The sequence below is a fragment of the Agrobacterium sp. Ap1 genome, from assembly GCF_017313375.1.
GTDB classification, from domain to species: Bacteria; Pseudomonadota; Alphaproteobacteria; order Rhizobiales; family Rhizobiaceae; genus Neorhizobium; species Neorhizobium cellulosilyticum.
In genome coordinates this window covers 1-18075 of the sequence record NZ_JAFLMY010000018.1, presented here as the reverse complement: position 1 = coordinate 18075, position 18075 = coordinate 1, and the positions used below count along the sequence as shown (strand labels likewise).

Annotated in this window: 14 protein-coding genes; 5 read left to right on the top strand and 9 right to left on the bottom strand. The window is 60.7% G+C overall.

Annotation, left to right across the window (positions count from 1 at the left end; genetic code table 11):
• The first annotated feature begins 20 nt into the window (after positions 1–20).
• The 4 genes from JZX87_RS24440 to JZX87_RS24425 are packed head-to-tail and all read left to right on the top strand — an operon-like array spanning position 21 to position 5494.
• Complete coding sequence (locus JZX87_RS24440) at positions 21–968, top strand: ABC transporter permease (protein ID WP_206828544.1); 948 nt, start codon at positions 21–23, stop codon at positions 966–968.
• Positions 969–978: 10 nt separating this feature from the next.
• A complete protein-coding gene (locus tag JZX87_RS24435) occupies positions 979–1851 on the top strand; it encodes an ABC transporter permease (protein ID WP_183826700.1) in 873 nt (290 codons plus the stop codon).
• A gap of 39 nt (positions 1852–1890) precedes the next feature.
• Entirely contained in the window at positions 1891–3675 is a 1785-nt protein-coding gene (locus JZX87_RS24430) for a gamma-glutamyltransferase family protein (RefSeq protein WP_206828541.1), read from the top strand.
• Positions 3676–3679: 4 nt separating this feature from the next.
• Positions 3680–5494, top strand: coding sequence for an ABC transporter ATP-binding protein (locus JZX87_RS24425; RefSeq protein ID WP_206828539.1), 1815 nt, complete (start codon positions 3680–3682; stop codon positions 5492–5494).
• Between the two features lie 76 nt (positions 5495–5570).
• Here JZX87_RS24425 and JZX87_RS24420 read toward each other — a convergent pair whose 3' ends face one another.
• From JZX87_RS24420 to JZX87_RS24385, 8 genes are all read right to left on the bottom strand, one after another.
• Positions 5571–7304, bottom strand: coding sequence for a M14 family metallopeptidase (locus tag JZX87_RS24420; protein WP_206828537.1), 1734 nt, complete (start codon positions 7302–7304; stop codon positions 5571–5573).
• Positions 7305–7334: 30 nt separating this feature from the next.
• Positions 7335–8183 (bottom strand): ABC transporter permease, encoded by an 849-nt coding sequence (locus JZX87_RS24415; protein WP_206828535.1) that lies wholly within the window; start codon positions 8181–8183, stop codon positions 7335–7337.
• Positions 8184–8189: 6 nt separating this feature from the next.
• Positions 8190–9113: an ABC transporter permease gene (locus JZX87_RS24410; RefSeq protein ID WP_206828533.1), complete on the bottom strand. Its 924-nt coding sequence runs from the start codon at positions 9111–9113 to the stop codon at positions 8190–8192.
• Positions 9114–9191: 78 nt separating this feature from the next.
• A complete protein-coding gene (locus JZX87_RS24405) occupies positions 9192–10727 on the bottom strand; it encodes an ABC transporter substrate-binding protein (protein ID WP_206828531.1) in 1536 nt (511 codons plus the stop codon).
• Between the two features lie 56 nt (positions 10728–10783).
• Positions 10784–12607 carry an ABC transporter ATP-binding protein gene (locus JZX87_RS24400; protein WP_206828529.1) on the bottom strand — a complete coding sequence of 608 codons (1824 nt, stop codon included), beginning with the start codon at positions 12605–12607 and terminating at the stop codon, positions 10784–10786.
• Positions 12604–14370, bottom strand: coding sequence for an acetyl/propionyl/methylcrotonyl-CoA carboxylase subunit alpha (locus JZX87_RS24395; protein WP_206828527.1), 1767 nt, complete (start codon positions 14368–14370; stop codon positions 12604–12606). The genes JZX87_RS24400 and JZX87_RS24395 overlap by 4 nt, the downstream gene beginning before the upstream one ends.
• Positions 14367–15968: a 5-oxoprolinase subunit PxpB gene (gene pxpB / locus JZX87_RS24390; protein WP_206828592.1), complete on the bottom strand. Its 1602-nt coding sequence runs from the start codon at positions 15966–15968 to the stop codon at positions 14367–14369. The genes JZX87_RS24395 and pxpB overlap by 4 nt, the downstream gene beginning before the upstream one ends.
• Positions 15969–16013: 45 nt before the next feature.
• A complete protein-coding gene (locus tag JZX87_RS24385) occupies positions 16014–16781 on the bottom strand; it encodes a LamB/YcsF family protein (protein ID WP_206828525.1) in 768 nt (255 codons plus the stop codon).
• A gap of 338 nt (positions 16782–17119) precedes the next feature.
• Between JZX87_RS24385 and JZX87_RS24380 the strand changes: the two genes are divergently transcribed.
• A complete protein-coding gene (locus JZX87_RS24380; protein WP_246436277.1) occupies positions 17120–17755 on the top strand; it encodes a GntR family transcriptional regulator in 636 nt (211 codons plus the stop codon).
• A gap of 45 nt (positions 17756–17800) precedes the next feature.
• Here JZX87_RS24380 and JZX87_RS24375 read toward each other — a convergent pair.
• On the bottom strand, positions 17801–18075 hold a 275-nt coding region (locus tag JZX87_RS24375), incomplete at its 5' end, for a gluconokinase (RefSeq protein ID WP_502711338.1).

The following is an 18075-nucleotide window of genomic DNA, read 5'->3' as shown; positions in this document are numbered from 1 at the left end:
GCCTGAACGAGGGCGATGCCATGCCTGTTTACATCGGCAAGCGACTGCTGGTCGCGATCCCGACGCTGCTGATCATTTCGATCTTCGTCTTTTCATTGCAGAAGCTTTTGCCCGGTGACCCGGTTCTGGCCATGGCCGGTGAAGAGCGCGATCCGGCTACGATCGAATTCCTGCGCGAGAAATATCGTCTCAACGATCCGATGCCGATTCAGTACCTGAACTGGCTGGGCGGCGTTGTGACAGGCGATTTCGGCATTTCGCTCAGAACCAACCAGCCGGTGCTGGAACTGATCGGACAGAAACTGCCGGTCACCATTCAGCTTGCCGTCATGGCGATGTTCTTCGCGATGATCTTCGGCATCCCGATCGGTATTCTGGCTGCGGTGAAGAAGAATACCTGGATCGACTACACCGCCAATATCGTGGCGCTTTCCGGCCTCTCCATCCCGAATTTCTGGCTCGGTATCATGCTGATCCTGCTCGTCTCGGTGCAGCTCGGATGGCTTCCGGCTTCCGGTTACGAGTCGATCTTCGTCGATCCGGTCCGTTCCATCCAGACGATGATCATGCCGGCCTTCGTCCTCGGAAATGCGCTAGCCGCGACGCTGATGCGCCATACCCGCTCGGCCATGGTCGCGGTTTTGAGCTCCGACTATATCCGCACCGCCCGCGCCAAAGGGCTGTCGCCACGCGAGATCATCCTGTCGCACAGTTTCCGCAATGCACTTCTGCCGGTCATCACACTTCTGGCGCTGCTCTTCGGCGAGCTGCTTGCGGGTGCCGTCCTGACCGAACAGATTTTCACCATTCCGGGCTTTGGCAAGATGACCGTCGATGCCGTGTTCACCCGCGATTATGCCGTCGTCCAGGGTATCGTGCTCTGCACCGCCGTCGGCTTCATCCTGATGAACCTTCTCGCCGACATTGCCTATGTCCTGCTCAATCCGCGCCTCAGGGCGACTATCTGAGGACGACGATATGACCTCCATCAACTCCACCATCTCCATCCCTGCCAAGCGACAAGAGAGCCGCGCCTGGAAGAAGATGAAGCGCAACAGGTCGGCCCTTGCCGGCCTGATCATCGTGCTTTTCTTCGCCATTCTTGCCATCGCTGCTCCGATCCTGCCGATCGCCGATCCAATTGCCACAAGCTGGGGCGCGATCCGCAAGGCACCATCCGCCGCCCACTGGCTCGGCACCGACGATCTCGGACGCGACATTCTCTCGCGGATGATCTACGGCGCGCAGGCCTCGCTGATGGCTGGTGTCGTCTCGGTTTTGATCGCCGTAGTGATCGGTGTGCCCTTTGGCCTGATCGCCGGATATTTCGGCGGCTGGGTCGACATGGTGATCTCGCGTGTCACCGAGGCTCTGCTTGCCATGCCCTTTCTCATCATGGCGATCGCGCTTGCCGCCTTTCTCGGCCCGAGCCTGACCAATGCGATGATCGCCATCGGTCTTTCGGCCATGCCGATCTTCGTGCGGCTGACCCGCGGCCAGGTGCTTGCGGTCAAGACGGAGGACTATGTCGAGGGCGCTCGTTCGATCGGCCTGAACCATTTCGACATCATGACCCGCTATATCCTGCCCAATGTCTTTGCCCCGATCATCGTTCAGGCAACGCTTACGGTGGCGACCGCGATCATCGCGGAAGCAAGCCTTTCTTTCCTCGGGCTGGGCCAGCAGGCGCCAGCACCAAGCTGGGGTTCGATGCTCAACACCGCCAAGAACTTTCTGAGCCAGGCACCGTGGATGACCATGTGGCCTGGTATCGCAATCTTCCTCGTCGTCATCGGGTTCAATCTGCTGGGCGACGGCCTGCGCGACGCACTCGATCCTCGCGAAGCCTAAGACTGGGCGAAGCCTGAAATCTCATAGGGAATTCCAAGAATGTCCGATTTTACCACTCGCCCCGAAATCCTCGGCACCTTCGGCGTCGTTACCTCCACGCATTGGATCGCATCCGCCGTCGGCATGGCCATACTCGAAAAGGGCGGCAATGCCTTTGACGCCGCTGTTGCCACCGGCTTCGTTCTGCAGATCGTCGAGCCGCATCTCTGCGGCCCGGGCGGCGATATGCCGGCTGTCTTTTATTCCAAGAAGACCGGCAGGGTCGAAGTCATCTGCGCACAGGGCCCGGCTCCGGCCGGCGCTACGATCGAGCATTACACGTCGGAAGGTCTCAAACTGATTCCGGGCGATGGTCTGCTGGCCACCGTCATCCCCGGCGCCTTCGATGGCTGGATGCTGATGCTGCGCGACTACGGCACGATGAGCGTGCGCGAGGTGCTGGAGCCGGCGATCTATTACGCCGAATACGGCCACCCGACGCTGCCGCGCGTGTCGAATACGATCAAGGGCCTTGCCGATTTCTTCAAGAAGGAATGGCCGACCTCCTACGAAACCTGGCTACCGGGTGGTTCGGCACCGGAAGCACATGCCAATTTCAAGAACCCGGTCTTGGCCGAGACCTACAAGCGCATCATCGCGGAATCGGAAGCCAGGACCGGCCGCGAAAATCAGGTCGAGGCGGCGCGTGACGCCTTCTATCGCGGCTTCGTGGCGAAAGCGATCGATAGCTACCTCAAGACCGCCGAAGTCATGGATGCGAGCGGTTCCAAGCACAAGGGTGTCTTGACGGCTGAAGACATGGCGAACTGGAGCGCCACCGTCGAAGCACCGCAGACGCTGGATTACCAGGACTGGACGATCGCCAAGACGCCGGCCTGGGGGCAGGGGCCGGTGCTTCTTCAGTCGCTCGCGCTCTTGAAGGGTTTTGATCTTGCCGCCATGGACCCGTCTGGCCCGGATTTCGTCCATACGGTGGTCGAGGCGATGAAACTCGCCTTCGCCGACCGAGAGGTCTATTACGGCGATCCGGAATTTGGTCAGATCCCGACCGAATATCTTCTCTCGGAAGGCTATAATGCCGAGCGACGCAAGCTGATCGGCTCGACGGCTTCGCTCGACCTTCGCCCGGGTACAGTGCCGGGTTACGAGCATCAGGTCGACGCGACCATGGCGATGCTGGCCGAGATGAGCGGCACGGGCACAGTTTACGAGCCGACCATGTCGCACCTGACCGAAAAGCGTGGCGATACCGTCCATATCGACGTCATCGACCGCTGGGGCAACATGGTCTCGACCACGCCGTCGGGCGGCTGGCTGCAGTCCTCGCCGATCGTGCCGGGGCTCGGTTTCGCGCTGAATTCCCGCGCCCAGATGTTCTGGTTGAAGGACGGCCTGCCGACTTCGCTTGCACCGGGCAAGCGTCCGCGCACGACGCTGACCCCGTCGCTGGCGCTGCATCAGGGCAAGCCCTCTATGGTTTTCGGCACGCCGGGCGGCGACCAGCAGGACCAATGGCAGCTGCCTTTCTTCCTGCGGTATGCCCATCACGGCAAGAACCTGCAGGCGGCGATCGACATGCCGCTCTTCCACACGTCCCATTTCCCGGGCTCTTTCTATCCGCGCACCAGCTCGCCGGGCGAGATCATGGTGGAAAGCACAATCGGCGAAGCAACGCTCGAAGAACTCCGCCGCCGCGGCCACAAGGTCAAGGTTGCCGACGCGTGGTCGGTCGGTCGCCTGACAGCCGCCCGCCGCGATGCCGATGGCCTGCTGCGGGCTGCCGCAACTCCGCGCCTGATGCAGGCCTATGCGATAGGACGCTGACACCATGACCACAACCACCCCCGTCCTCTCGGTCAAAAACCTCTCGACCTCTTTCCTCGTCGATGGAGAATGGAAGAGCGTTGTCCGCAACATGTCCTTCGATGTTGCGCCGGGTGAAACCGTTGCCATCGTCGGCGAGAGCGGTTCCGGCAAGTCCGTCACTTCGCTGTCGCTGATGCGTCTTCTGGCTCCGGCAACCAGCCGCATAGAAGGTGAGGTCATGCTGAATGGCCGCAACCTGCTTGGACTGTCCGAAAAGGAGATGCGGGCGGTGCGCGGCAATGAGGTCTCGATGATCTTTCAGGAGCCGATGACCTCGCTCAACCCGATCTTTACCATCGGAAGGCAGATCTCTGAGGTGCTGGTCAGACACAAGGCGATGTCGAAGACCGAAGCCCGTGCCGAGACGATCCGGCTGCTCGAGAAGGTTCGCATCCCCAATGCTGCCGGCCGTTTCGATGAATATCCGCACCAGTTTTCCGGCGGCATGCGCCAGCGTGTGATGATCGCCATGGCGCTCGCCTCGCGGCCGAAGCTGCTGATCGCAGACGAGCCGACGACCGCACTCGACGTGACCATTCAGGGGCAGATCCTCGACCTGTTTAAGGTGCTGCAGGAAGAGGAGGGCATGTCCGTCTTGTTCATAACCCATGACATGGGTGTCGTTGCAGAAATCGCCGACCGCACCATCGTCATGTTCCGCGGCGACGAGGTCGAGACCGGCCCGACCGAGGAGATTTTCCACCGCGGCAAGCACCCGTACACGCGGGCACTTCTCTCTGCTGTTCCGAAGCTCGGCTCGATGCAGGGGCACGACTGGCCGACACGGTTCCCGGTTCTTGACGCCGAGACGGGTAAACCGGCCGAACCGGTAGAGGTGGCCGATACCGTCGTCCTGTCGAAGCGTCCGGTTCTGGAGGTGAAGAACCTCGTCACCCGTTTCCCGATCCGTTCCGGCCTCTGGTCGCGTCAGACGGGTGCCGTCCATGCGGTCGAAAACGTCTCCTTCGATCTCTTCCAGGGCGAAACCCTGTCACTGGTCGGCGAATCCGGCTGCGGCAAGTCGACGACGGGTCGTTCTATCATGCGTCTCGTCGAACCGACCGGAGGTGATGTTGCGCTCGACGGTTATGACGTCATGCGGCTCGACACGATGGGTCTGCGGCAGATGCGCAAGTCGGTACAGATGATCTTCCAGGATCCGTTCTCCTCGCTCAATCCGCGCATGACGGTGGGCACGGCGATCTCCGAACCCTTCATCAAACATCGTCTGGGCACGGCAAAACAGGCGAAGGAAAAGACGGCGGATCTACTCGAAAAAGTCGGTCTCTCCGCCGATATGGCGAGCCGTTATCCGCATGAGTTCTCCGGTGGCCAGCGCCAGCGTATCGCGATCGCCCGCGCGCTGGCTCTCGACCCGAAGGTGATCGTCGCCGACGAAAGCGTCTCGGCGCTCGACGTTTCGATCAAGGCACAGGTCTGTAACCTGCTTCTCGATCTGCAGCAGAGCCTCAGCCTCGCCTTCCTTTTCATCAGCCACGACATGGCCGTGGTCGAGCGGGTCAGCCATCGCGTTGCGGTAATGTATCTGGGCGAGATTGTCGAAATCGGGCCGCGTGCGGCCGTCTTCGACAACCCGCAGCATCCCTACACGAAAAAGCTGATGTCCGCAGTTCCTGTGCCTGACCCAGCACGACGGGGCATCCGTCGCGGCATTTCCAACGACGAGCTGAAAAGCCCGGTGCGGGCAATGGGTTATGAGCCGCCGAAGCGGGAATACAAGGAAGTGTCACCCGGACATGTGGTACAGATCGGCTGATCCAGCCGATCTGATTATGGCAGACGATGCGGATCAGGAGGCCGCGAGCCTCCATCCGTCCCGTCTGGTCTCGCTGTCAGACCGATGCCTTTGATTGCAGCATTTGCCAGGATTCGTAGGCCGAAATGACGGTTTCCATCTGTGCCGTGTGGCCGGTGATGAAATCGTTGCCGTAGATCGTCTCGTCCGGATATTCGGTGATCAAAGTCAGCGGCACGGTGTGGCGGTCGTCGATCGATGACAGGCAGGGGAAACCGTTAATGATGCGGAACCCGGTTTCGCCGGCATGGGTCTCATAAAGCGCGATCTGGCGGTTGTTGTAGTCGAGAATGCCGGGGATCGCGCCGAGATGGCGGGTGACGTGGTCGAGCATCGCTTCGGCTTGTTCCGTCCAGCCGGCGTGATGGCGCATCACGAGGAAAAAGCCTTTCGGCAACGTCCACATGGCGAAATTGCGTGGCACGTAACCGGAAAGCGGCCGGGTCCATTCATGTGACGGGTAACCGTGCAGGTTCACGTGCAGCTTTGCGCCGCTGAGGTCCTGTGCCGTGAAGCGGATCGCCTTCTCGTTCAGGTGTTCGCCGGAATTTTCGCGGGTGCGGTATTCCAGATCGTCACCCAGAGCCGTGTAACGGGCGGCATGGTGCATGTGGCGCGGATTATCGACGCGCAGACGCTGGTGCAGCGCGTAGCCATCCGGATTTTCCAGCGGCGAAATGGTGAAATGCGCGTTGGCGCGTTCTTTCAGCACGCGTGCGGCGCGGATGGCGCCGACGATGCCGGTCGTTTCGTTCGGATGCTGGCCGCCGCTGATCATGACGGCCGCTTCGCTGCCCTTGATGTAACGGGCGACAAGAACGCGGCCGGAACGGGAATTGGCCGAAAACTCTTCGCCACCGATTTCGGCCAGCAGCTTGGCCATCTGAGCCGCTGCCGGCGGTTCAATCGCGTTATCGATCGCCTGTTCCTTGCCGTCGAGGAAACCGGTCGTCAGAGACCGGGTTTCGACGCGGATGCCGATCTCGCCAGCACTCTGAATGATTTCCGGCACGATCTGACCGGGCTTCAAGCCACGGTCGCCGAGCGGGCGGCCGGATTTCTTCTGGAAAAATTCCAGCAGCGAGAAGTAGAAATCCTCGTGAAGGGCTTCGCGCAGGCTGACGACTTCGTCGCCGACCGGCAGGTCCATGTCTTCGGCTGGGTGCGCGACGCGAATGTTCAGCTCTTCGAAATAGGGTTCGGTGGCACCCCAGTCGTAACCGGCAACCGCTTCGATGGCGCCGTGGAAGAGGCGCTCGTAATCGGTTTCCAGACGCTCGCCGGTCGTATCGCCTTCGGCGCGATACCAGCCGGTTGGCGAGACATTGGTTTCGCCTACGACATCTTCGTGGACGCGGTTCGGCACGAGAATTTTCAGCGTTTCGCTCTGGCCATTGCGGGTCAGCGTCACGTCGTAAAAGAACTCACCGTCCTCGCGGGCAATGAATTCGATCTTCGCGTCACCAACGAGCGATGCAAGCGGATAAGCTTCGAGGCGGAAACGGTTTGCCGGGGCATTGGCATGTACCGGATAACGCACCTCGATTTCCGTCACGCCGGTAAGGTCGATCTCTTCCAGAAAGGTGAAGAGAAGCGGCTTGTAGGCGCTGCGGATGCGGGCGGTGATGCCGTTGTCCTTCAGCGCCTGCTCGGTGGCACGGCGGCTTTTTGTATCGTCAAATGTCCAGGCTTCGAAAGCGAGGCCCGGCTTGGCACCGGTGACCAGAGTTTCAAGAGTACGCTCGATTGAAGTCTCGAATATCGTGGTCATGGTGTCATGCCTTGCTGTGTATCGAAGTGTTTATCTTGAGGTGCGACCGGTCGGGTCGAGGCTGTCGCGCAGCCAGTCGCCGAGCAGGTTGAGGCCAAGCACGGTGAGCAAGATGGCGAGGCCCGGGAAGACGCTGACCCACCATGCGGTCTGCAGATAGGTGCGGCCGTCGGCCAGCATGCCGCCCCAGCTCGGAATGGTCGGATCAACGCCGAGGCCGAGGAAGGTCAGGCTGCTTTCAAGCAGGATGTTGTTGGCGACGTTGAGCGTCATCAGCACGATTACCGGGCCGATCAGGTTCGGCAGAAGATGCTGGAAGATGATGCGCCAGTCCTTCACGCCGATGGCACGCGCCGAAAGGATGAATTCACGCTCGCGCAGCGTCAGGACGGAGCCGCGCACGAGGCGGGCATATTGCACCCATTGCGACACGATCAGCAGGATGATCGTGTTCGTCAGGCTGCCGCCGACGATGGCGATGAAGGTGATTGCGAGAAGGATGAACGGCATGGCGAGCTGCAGGTCGGCAAAACGCATGACCAGCATGTCCCAGAAGCCGCGATAGTAACCGGCGATCAGGCCGACCACCACGCCGAGGATGACGGCGCCGATGACGGAGGTGAAACCGACCAGAAGCGAGATCTTGCCGCCGGCAACGACACGGGCCAGCACGTCACGCCCAAGCGGATCGGTGCCGAACGGATGCGCCGCTGACGCAAAGGGCTTTGCCAGACGTGCCATCAGGTCGATCTTGTCTGCGCCACCGGGAAACAGCAGGTCGGAGAACAGCACGGCGAGGCAGATGATGATGGTCAGTGCTGCACCGAGAATAAATTCCAGGTTCGCGAAGCGCGACAGGCGGGAGGTTTTGGAAGCCATGGTCGGTTACTCCGTGCGGATGCGCGGGTCGACGAGGCCATAGGCGATGTCGACCAAAAGGTTGATGCCGACGATCATCAGCGACAGAACGGTGATGACGGCCTGGAGCACCGGGAAATCGCGTGCGCCAACGGCATCGAAGGCTAGCGTACCCATGCCCGGCCAGTTGAAGACGCGCTCGATGACGACGATGCCGCCAAGCAGGCCCCCGAATTGCAGGCCGAAATAGGTGATCAGCGGAATGGCGCAGTTGCGCAGCGCGTGCTTGTAGAGAACCTTGCTTTCGGAAAGCCCCTTGGCACGGGCCACCATGATATATTGTGATTGCAGGGTTTCCAGCATCGACGTGCGCACGAGGCGGACATTGGTCGCTGTCAGGATGACGCCCATGGTGACAGCCGGCATGACATAGCTTGCCCAGCCAGACATGCCGCTTGGCGGTAGCCAGCCGAGCGTGATGGCGAAAAGTAGGACCAGCATGGTTGCCAGCCAGAAATTCGGGAAGGACAGGCCAATTAGCGAGAAGATACGGATCGCCTGGTCAGCGGCCTTGCCGCGCGAGGTGGCGGCCTTGATGCCGAGTGGGATAGACAGCGCGATCGACACGAACATCGAGATGAAGGCGAGCAGCAGCGTGGCGGGCAGGGCGTGGCCGATCAGCAGTGAGACAGAGGTGCCGCCGGAGAAGCTGCGACCGAAATCGAGCGTGACCAGACCGTTGAGGAAGTTGAGATATTGCACGAAGAACGGCTGGTCGGTGCCGAGCGCTGCACGAATGCGCGCAAGATCGTCCTCCGTCATGCTGCCACCGCCCTGAAACATCGTCACTGCCGGATCACCGGTCAGGCGAATGGCGAAGGAGACAACGAGAGTGATGGCGATAACGACGAAGATCGCCTGTAGCAGTCGCTTAATGAGGAAACCGGCCAAGTTCTAGTTCCTAAAAGAGAAGTTCAGCTTCGCCCGCAACGCGGGCGAAGCGATTTGACAGAAAAATCGCCGCGAAGATTATTCGACGGTGACGTCGGTCAGCTTCATGCGGTTGTCCGGAGGCGCGATGAAGCCCTTGACCCGCTTATTGATGCCGAAGATCGCGTTGGTGTTGTAGAGCGGCAGCTCAAGGGCGCGTTCGGATGCATAGGCACCGACTTCCTTGAGGATCTTTTCGCGCTCGGCACGGTCGGTCAGCGGGCGCTGCGATTCCAGCAGCTTGTCCAGCTTTTCGTCCTTGTCGTAGGGGTTCCACTTTTCGCCCGAGTGGTACATCGAATACGCCGTGTTGTCGTAATCGAAGGTCCAGCCGCCCCATTTCTGCTGGAACATCGCGCCGGTCTTGCCCTGCGGGATGATGTCGTTCAGCAGAACGTTGGTTTCGTAAGGTTTGATCGTGGCGGTGATGCCAACCATCGACAGATAGCTGGAAATAACCTGCGCAACTTCGTTCATCGTCGCGTCATTGCCGCGGATGTCGATCTGCAGCGTCGCACCAGCCTTTACGCCGGCTTCCGCCAGTAGCTTCTTCGCACCTGCCGGATCATACGGGATCGCCTTCAGGTCCGGATCGAAACCGAAGGAAAGCGCGCTCTGGAAGCTGGTGATCTCGGAGGCCTGGCCGGCGAGGATCGACTTAACGATCGTGCCGCGATCGACGGCCATGATGATCGCTTTGCGCACCTTCGGATCGGCGGTGATGCCGTCACGGGTGTTGAAACGCAGCGCATCGACGGACGGGCCGGGAACGGAAACGATCTCAAGCTTGTCGTCGCCCTGGATGACCGGCAGCATGCCGATCGGAATGGTCGGCGGGATGACGAGATCGACGCGGCCGGCCTGCAGTTCGGCAACCGCGGTCGCTGGCTCTGAGATGAAGCGGTATTCGAGTTCCGACAGCTTCGGCGCCCCGCCCCAGTAATCCGGGTTGGCCTGAAGCTTGATGTCGACCTTCGGCTGATAGGAGACAAACTTGAATGGGCCTGTTCCAACCGGGTTAAGGTTGAAATTGTCCTCACCCTTTTCGGTGATGTATTTCGGCGGAACGATCATCGCGCCGTAACCGGCGAGCTTGGTCAAGAGGACCGGATCCGGCGCCTTCAGCTTCAGGTCGACCGTGTAATCGTCGATGATGTCAACGCTTTCGATGGCGATATAGTTGGAACGCTGCGGGCCCTTGGCACCCTGTTCGCCGAGAAGGCGCTCGAAGGTGAACTTGACCGCGGCGGCGTTAAAGTCTTCGCCGTTATGGAATTTCACGCCCTGGCGCAGCTTGAAGCGTATGCGCTTGCCTTCGTCCAGTTCTTCCCAGCTCTCGGCAAGACCGGGAACGAGCTTGAGGTCGGGACCGCGATAGGTCAGGCCGTCAAAGATATTTGTGGCAACCGCCGCCCACTGAACAAGGAACGTGTCGATCGGATCCCAACTGCCCGGATCCTGCGGCGACGAGATGGTCATCTTGCCTGCGGCAAAGGCCGGGGCGGCGGAAAGTGCGGTGCCGGCGAGAGCGAAAGCTACGAACGCCGACGCCAGTCCCCTTTTGAACGTTGTCATTACCTGTTCCTCTTCAGATGCTTGCGATTGTGTCGCGGTTTGTGATCCGGGTTTCTTCAGGCGCTTTTGGCGATGAAATGACCCGGATTGATTTCCTCGTGGGAAAGAATGGCCGGCTCGTCTCCGACGCGACGGACGGGATTTGGAATTTCGCCCTCAATCAGCGCCGTGTTTCGCGACGCCGTCGGATCGGCAACCGGAACGGCGGAGAGAAGGCGGCGCGTATAATCGTGGCTCGGGTTTTCGAACACCTGACGGCGCGAACCCATTTCCATGATCTGGCCGAGATAAAGCACGGCGACGCGATGGCTCATCTTTTCGACAACGGCCATGTCATGACTGATGAACAGATAGGCGAGGCCACGCTCTGCCTGAAGGTCCATGAACAGGTTGATGATCTGCGCCTGGATCGACACGTCGAGTGCCGACAGTGCTTCGTCGGCGATGATCAGCTTGGGATCGGACGCAAGCGCACGGGCGATGCAGACACGCTGGCGCTGGCCGCCGGAGAATTCGTGCGGGTAACGCGAGGCGACATTCGAAGGTAGGCCGACCCGCTCCAGCAGTTCATCGACGCGGCGTTTGACTGCCTTGCTATCGTTGATCAGGCCATGGGTGTTGATCGGTTCGGCGATCGAGAAGCCGACCGTCTTGCGCGGATCGAGCGAGGCGAACGGGTCCTGGAAGATATACTGCACTTCCTGACGCATGCGAAAACGCTCGGCGGCGGACATGGACGAATAGGTGCGGCCATTGAAGGCGATCTCGCCGCCCATGGACGACTGCAGCTGCTGGATCGTGCGGCCGATCGTCGACTTGCCGGACCCGCTCTCGCCCACCAGTGCCAGCGTTTCGCCCGGATGGATGTCGAAGGAAACCTTCTGCACGGCGCTGCAGCGATGGGTGGCCTTGCCGAACAGGTTCTTCTTGATGTCGAAACGAACGAACAGGTCCTTGACCGACAGAAGCGGCTTTTCGTTGTATTTCGCGGTGTCCTGCACGCGCTCTACACCGACCACGGTCGGTTCGCCATCCTGAAGAACGGTGAGCGGCATGCGCTTCGGGAAATCTTCGCCGGACATGCTGCCGAGGCGAGGCACGGCGGAGAGAAGCGTGCGGGTATAGGGATGCTGCGGGTTGGCGAAAATCTCGTTGACCGGACCTTCCTCGACCTTCTGGCCCTTCCACATGACGACGACATGGTCGGCCATTTCTGCAACCACGCCCATGTCATGGGTGATGAAGACCATGCCCATGCCGAGTGTCTTCTGCAGGTCGCGCATGATGTTGAGGATTTGCGCCTGAATGGTCACGTCGAGCGCGGTGGTCGGCTCGTCGGCGATTAGCAGCTTTGGGCGGCAGGCAAGCGCCATGGCGATCATCACGCGCTGGCGCATGCCGCCCGAAAGCTGGTGCGGGAAACGGTGAAGAAGCTGGGCTGAATCCGGCAGGCGCACCATGTCGAGCAGGCGCTGGGCCTCCGTCATGGCGGCTGATTTGCCGAGCTTTTCATGCAGCATCAGCACTTCGCAGATCTGGTCGCCGATGGTGAAGACCGGGTTGAGCGAGGTCATCGGCTCCTGGAAGATCATGGCGATCTCCTTGCCGCGGATCGACCGCATCTCCTTCTGGGACGCCTTCAGCAGATCCTTGTCGTTGAACATGATGCGGCCGCTCGCGTATTTCGCGCCCATCATGTCGGCAAGTCGCATGGTCGACAGCGAGGTGACCGACTTGCCCGAACCGGATTCTCCGACGACGGCAACGGTCTGGCCGGCCTCGACCGTAAACGACAGATCGTCGACGACACGGCTGGAGCCGAATTCGACGCTCAGATTTTCGACCGACAGAAGCGGTTTGATGGTTTCGCTCGTGGTCATGTCCGTGTCTCCGGCTTGGCCTGTTCGGTCGTTGAAGGTTTGCCGCTATCAATGCGGGCGATGACGGCGCCTGCCGTCTGTGATGAACCTGCTTCAGCAAGGATGGTGATGGTGCCGGAAACCGATGCGGTGACCGCCGTTTCCATCTTCATCACGTCCATCATTGCCAGAACTTCACCTTTTTCTACAAGTGCGCCATCGGAAACATTCCAGTGAACGAGAAGGCCGGGCACGGGTGCAATCACCGCACCCGCATCGTTCTCTTGGTTCTTCTTGTCGCTGTTCGAGGTTGCCGAAAGTGGTCCGAGCAAGCGCAGGAAGGCATCCGGAATACCGATTTCCACACGCTTGCCGTCGATTTCGACATGGCCGCGCAGAAGGCTGGCGCTCGATGCCGGGGCAGGGCGGCTGGCGGCCTCTAGCGTTTCGGCAAAGTCGGTTTCGATCCAGCGCGTGTGAACGCGGAAATTTTTGGCGAAATCGTCATGCGCGATGACGGCGCGGTGGAAGGGCAGCACGGACGGCACGCCCTCAATGGTGAATTCGCTTAAGGCACGGCGCGAGCGGGCGATCGCCTGCTCGCGGGTCGCGCCCCATACGATCAGCTTGGCCGAAAGGGAATCGAACATCGGCGGAATGGCCGAGCCGGAAACGACGCCGGAATCCAGACGCACGCCGGGGCCGGAAGGTGCGGCAAATCTGGAAATCTCGCCGGCAGACGGCAAAAAGCCACGGCCGGGATCTTCCATGTTGATACGGAACTCGATGGCATGGCCGCGGGGTTCCGGCATCGTCGTTACGCTGAGCGGCAGACCTTCTGCGATGCGGAACTGCTCGATGACGAGGTCGAGGCCGGTCGTTTCTTCCGTCACCGGATGTTCCACCTGCAGGCGGGTGTTGACCTCGAGGAAGGAAATCACGCCATCGGCGCTGAGCAGGAATTCCACCGTTCCGGCGCCGGTGTAACCGGCTTCAGCGCAGATATCGCGCGCAGCCGAATGGATTTTTTGGCGCTGTTCATCGGAGAGGAAAGGCGCAGGTGCTTCCTCGACAAGTTTCTGGTTGCGCCGCTGCAACGAGCAATCGCGGGTCCCCACCACCAGAACATTGCCGAGACGGTCCGCCAGAACCTGCGCCTCGATATGCCGCGGGCGGTCGAGAAACTGCTCGACATAACATTCACCGCGACCGAAGGCGGCCACCGCTTCACGCGTGGCCGATGAAAACAGCTCCTCGACCTCGCCGAGTTCGCGGGCGATCTTCAAGCCGCGACCACCACCGCCATGGGCTGCCTTGATGGCGATCGGCAGGCCGAATTTCTTTGCGAAGGCCAGAGCCTCGGCGGGCGAGGAAATCGCGCCATCGGAACCGGCAACCAGAGGCGCGCCGACCTTCTGGGCAATCGCACGCGCCTTCAGCTTGTCGCCGAGTGCCTCGATCACCTTCGGATCGGGGCCGATCCAGATGAGGCCGGCATCGATGACAGCTTGCGCAAACTCGCTGCGTTCCGAGAGAAAACCGTAACCGGGATGCACGGCATCGGCGCCCGAGCGCTTCGCAATGGCGATCAGCTTGTCGATATCGAGATAGCTGTCCTTGGCGGTCACGCCGTTCAGCGCATAGGCCTCATCGGCCAAGTCTGTGAACAGCGCGTCCGCATCGGCATCGGCGTAAACGGCGACCGAGGTCAGGCCGTAATCCTTGCAGGCCCGGATGATCCGCACCGCGATCTCGCCGCGGTTTGCTATCAGAACCTTTTTCATGGGCATTTTCCTGGAATGAAACGGGGCGCGAAGCGGCTCACCGCGTTGAAGCGGATCTTTGCGCCGACAGGTATCTGGCCGGCGAGATCGAGATGATGGCCGGCGACATTGGCGATGACCGGATAACCGCCGGTCAGCGGATGATCGGCAAGGAACAGCACGGGCTGGCCGCTGGCCGGAACCTGAAGCGCGCCGCGTACGGTGGCCTCGCTCGGTAGCTCGCTGTGGTTGGACCGTTCGAGAGCATCGCCCGACAGCCGGATACCGACGCGGCTGGACTGCGGCGTGACCGACCATTCCTGGGTGAGGAAGCTTTCGACGGCGGAGTCGCTAAACCAGTCGGTGCGTGGGCCCATCACGACGTCGAGCACAATGGTTTCGGTGGCGGACGGCAGGGCAAAGGCAGGCTCTTCCAATGAAACGAATGTGTTTGCCGGTGCGGTCCGAATGTTGACGATATCACCGACAGCCGGGGCGGCAGGGCCGATCTGCGCCAGCGTGTCTGTCGCCGTGCTGGAAAGCACCGGCGCAACATCAAATCCGTCGCACAACGCCAGATAGGAGCGCATGCCGCTTTCCGGCGTGCCAAGCGAAACGACGTCGCCGTCATCGAGCGCGATGGCTGTGTGGTGCAGGCCCGAGATTTTGCTGCCGTCAGCGCCGGTGATCGAGATCGGCATCGTAGCGCCGGTCAGTGCCATGACGCTCTGGCCACGCATGCGGAAGCTGAGGCCACCGAGGGTAATTTCCAGTGCGGTTGTGTTTGCCGGATTGCCGACGAGGCGATTGGCGGCCTTGAAGCTTGCCCGGTCGGCGGCGCCCGAAACGCTGATGCCCTGCCCGGCCTGACCCGCACGGCCAAGATCCTGAAACAGGATCGGCAGGCCGATGGAGAGAATTTCGATCGATGCCGTATCGGCTTCTGGCGATACAATCGCCTTGGCTGCGGCAGATCTGGCCGATGTCTGGATCTCGTAGGCCGCATCCTTCGCCATGTCGCGAAACTTGATGCGACTGCCCGGCTGCAGCAGCGAGGCGGGCGTGCGGTCGATATCGAACATCGCGAGCGGCGTGGTGCCGATCAGCTGCCAGCCGCCGGGGCTGGTTTTCGGGTAGATGCCGCTGAATTCGCCGGCCAAACCAACAGCTCCAGCCGGAACCTGCGTGCGCGGCGACTTGCGACGCGGCACGGCAAGGCGCGGATCGCCGCCGGACAGATAGGCAAAGCCGGGCGCAAAGCCGGTAAAGGCGGCGACATAATCGCTTTCGCCATGCAGCCGGATGACATCTGCAGCGCTCATGCCGAGAATGCCGGCAACCTCGGCCAGATCCTCGCCGTTATAACGCACTGGAATTTCGACCAGCGCACCGGTTGCCGCCCTGCGCTCACCACCGGCTAGGGCCGTGATGGCATCAACCAGTGCTTCATCGGAAACCGTGTAGGGATCGAACGAGACGAGCAGCGTGCGTGCAGCCGGAATGATTTCGGTGATGCCCTTGATTGGTCTGGTCTTCAGCGCATCGAACAGCGCCAGCGCCTCACCGAGGTCGGCGAGTTCTACGAGAATGCAATCGCCGCGCACCGGCAGGATGCGCATCGACGTGTCTCGGGTCGTGTTCGGCATGACGGGCTGCATGATCGTTCAGGCAATTCCGCTGAAGGCTCGGATGCTGAGGCCCGCCTGCTCGAAAACCTCGCGCAAGCGCTTGGCCATGGCAACGGCACCCGGGCTGTCGCCATGCACGCAGATCGACTGGGCATCGACCTTGGTGAACGTCCCGTCGATCGCCTCGATCACGCCTTCCCTGACCATGCGCACCATGCGCGTGGCAATGAGGTCTGGATCGTGCAGAACAGAACCTTTTTCGCGGCGCGAGACGAGATTGCCTTCCGGTGTATAGGCGCGGTCGGCAAAGGCTTCGGCAACGACAGTCAGGCCGGCTGTGCGAGCCTGAGCGACAAGCGGAGAGCCGGCGAGCGCCATCAGCACCAATGAGGGATCGACAGCGAGGATCGCGTCGATGACGTCTTTGCCCTGGCGGGCATCAATGGCGATCGTGTTGTAGAGCGCGCCATGCGGCTTGACATAGGTGACGCGCGTGCCCGCGGCCTTTGCGAGACCCTGCAGCGCGCCGATCTGGTAGATCACGTCGCCGATCAGTTCCTCGCTGGATGGGTCCATGTTGCGGCGGCCGAAACCGGCGAGGTCGCGGTAGCCTACATGCGCACCGATGGCGACGCCGCGCTCGGCAGCTGCCTTCAAGGTCTTGAGGATACCGGCCGGGTCGCCCGCATGAAAGCCACAGGCCACATTGGCGCTGCTGACGATATCGAGCATGGCGGAATCATCGCCCATCGTCCAGGCTCCGAAGCTCTCGCCCAAGTCACTGTTGATGTCGATGGTCGGCATGAAATTCCATCCGTCTTGATAAGTTGACTAAACGCTAACAAAGGCGAACAATACTGTCCAGAGTGTTGAACAATTTTTGTGTATTGCCCTACAAATGATCAATTGCTCAATATTTGCGCAAAAGATGAATTCTGCACGGATAAGTTCGCTTTCTGCCTCTGCCTTCAGTTCATTTTGCTTGTGAGCGGCTTGGAAGCGCATTACCGAAAATGAAAAGCTCGTCCGAAGCGAAAGGGTAAGGCTTGGCTGCACGTAAACCGCAAGGTGATGAAACAGGATACTCAAACCTTGGCGGCAGCAACGCGACAGGATCGCGAGCGGCGGAGCCTGTACAGACGCTGGCCGAAACGGTCGCCGAGCGCGTTCGCGAAAAGGTCATATCGGGCACGCTCACGCCTGGAAGTCACCTTTCTGAAATGGTGCTGTGTGAAGAGCTGCAGGTTTCGCGAAACACGCTGCGTGAAGTTTTCCGTATCCTGACGAAGGAAGGATTGCTGCGCTACGAAGCAAACCGAGGCGTGTTCGTTTCCACGCCGAGCATGTCGACCATCATAGACATCTATCGTGTGCGGCGCTTCATCGAATGTTCTGCACTGGCGCAGGCGCATCCGCGCCATCCGGGTACGCAGCGCATGCGGCTGGCGGTGGATGATGCGCATCGTTGCCGCGAGGCAGGAAACTGGCTCGGCGTCGGGAGCGCCGACATCTCGTTCCACTCGGCGATCGTCGAACTTGCAGACAGCCCGCGCCTATCAAGTTTTTATGCACATATTTCGCTGGAACTGCGCCTCGTCTTCGGCCTGCTTCAGGATCCCGAGTTTCTGCACGGCCCGTTCATCGACCAGAATGGCGAAATACTGCTGGAACTTGAAGCTGGCCGCTCGGGGGCCGCAGCTGAAAAGCTGGAAGCTTATCTGCTGCGTGCCGAGCGCTTTATTCTAGGCGCTTATGCTCGCGTGGCGCCGTCGGCCTAAAATGACGGCTCAGCCGTACCGGTGAGCCAGCTTTGTTGTCTTAGGCTAGACAAGCCCCTTCAGCCCCTCGATTGCCAGCTCGGCAATCATCTCCGGCGTGTTGTCGATATTGACGACAACAACGCCGGCTTCGCTATCAGGTCGCTCCAGTGTCGCGAGCTGGCTTTCCAGAAGACTGGTCGGCATGAAGTGGCCTTCGCGGCTGCCCATGCGCTGGGTCAGCAGCGCCTTGCTGCCATCCAAAAACACGAAGGCCAGCTTTCCGCCCGCCGCCGCACGCAATCTGTCGCGATACGCTTTCTTCAGTGACGAGCATGTCA

Excerpts from the sequence above, each read along its gene's own strand:
- JZX87_RS24420 (WP_206828537.1), bottom strand. The coding sequence starts at position 7,304 with ATGACCACGATATTCGAGACTTCAATCGAGCGTACTCTTGAAACTCTG.
- JZX87_RS24400 (WP_206828529.1), bottom strand. The coding sequence starts at position 12,607 with ATGACCACGAGCGAAACCATCAAACCGCTTCTGTCGGTCGAAAATCTG.
- JZX87_RS24440 (WP_206828544.1), top strand. The coding sequence starts at position 21 with ATGCCTGTTTACATCGGCAAGCGACTGCTGGTCGCGATCCCGACGCTG.
- JZX87_RS24435 (WP_183826700.1), top strand. The coding sequence starts at position 979 with ATGACCTCCATCAACTCCACCATCTCCATCCCTGCCAAGCGACAAGAG.
- pxpB (WP_206828592.1), bottom strand. The coding sequence starts at position 15,968 with ATGCGCATCCTGCCGGTGCGCGGCGATTGCATTCTCGTAGAACTCGCC.
- JZX87_RS24415 (WP_206828535.1), bottom strand. The coding sequence starts at position 8,183 with ATGGCTTCCAAAACCTCCCGCCTGTCGCGCTTCGCGAACCTGGAATTT.
- JZX87_RS24395 (WP_206828527.1), bottom strand. The coding sequence starts at position 14,370 with ATGAAAAAGGTTCTGATAGCAAACCGCGGCGAGATCGCGGTGCGGATC.
- JZX87_RS24425 (WP_206828539.1), top strand. The coding sequence starts at position 3,680 with ATGACCACAACCACCCCCGTCCTCTCGGTCAAAAACCTCTCGACCTCT.
- JZX87_RS24430 (WP_206828541.1), top strand. The coding sequence starts at position 1,891 with ATGTCCGATTTTACCACTCGCCCCGAAATCCTCGGCACCTTCGGCGTC.
- JZX87_RS24405 (WP_206828531.1), bottom strand. The coding sequence starts at position 10,727 with ATGACAACGTTCAAAAGGGGACTGGCGTCGGCGTTCGTAGCTTTCGCT.
- JZX87_RS24385 (WP_206828525.1), bottom strand. The coding sequence starts at position 16,781 with ATGCCGACCATCGACATCAACAGTGACTTGGGCGAGAGCTTCGGAGCC.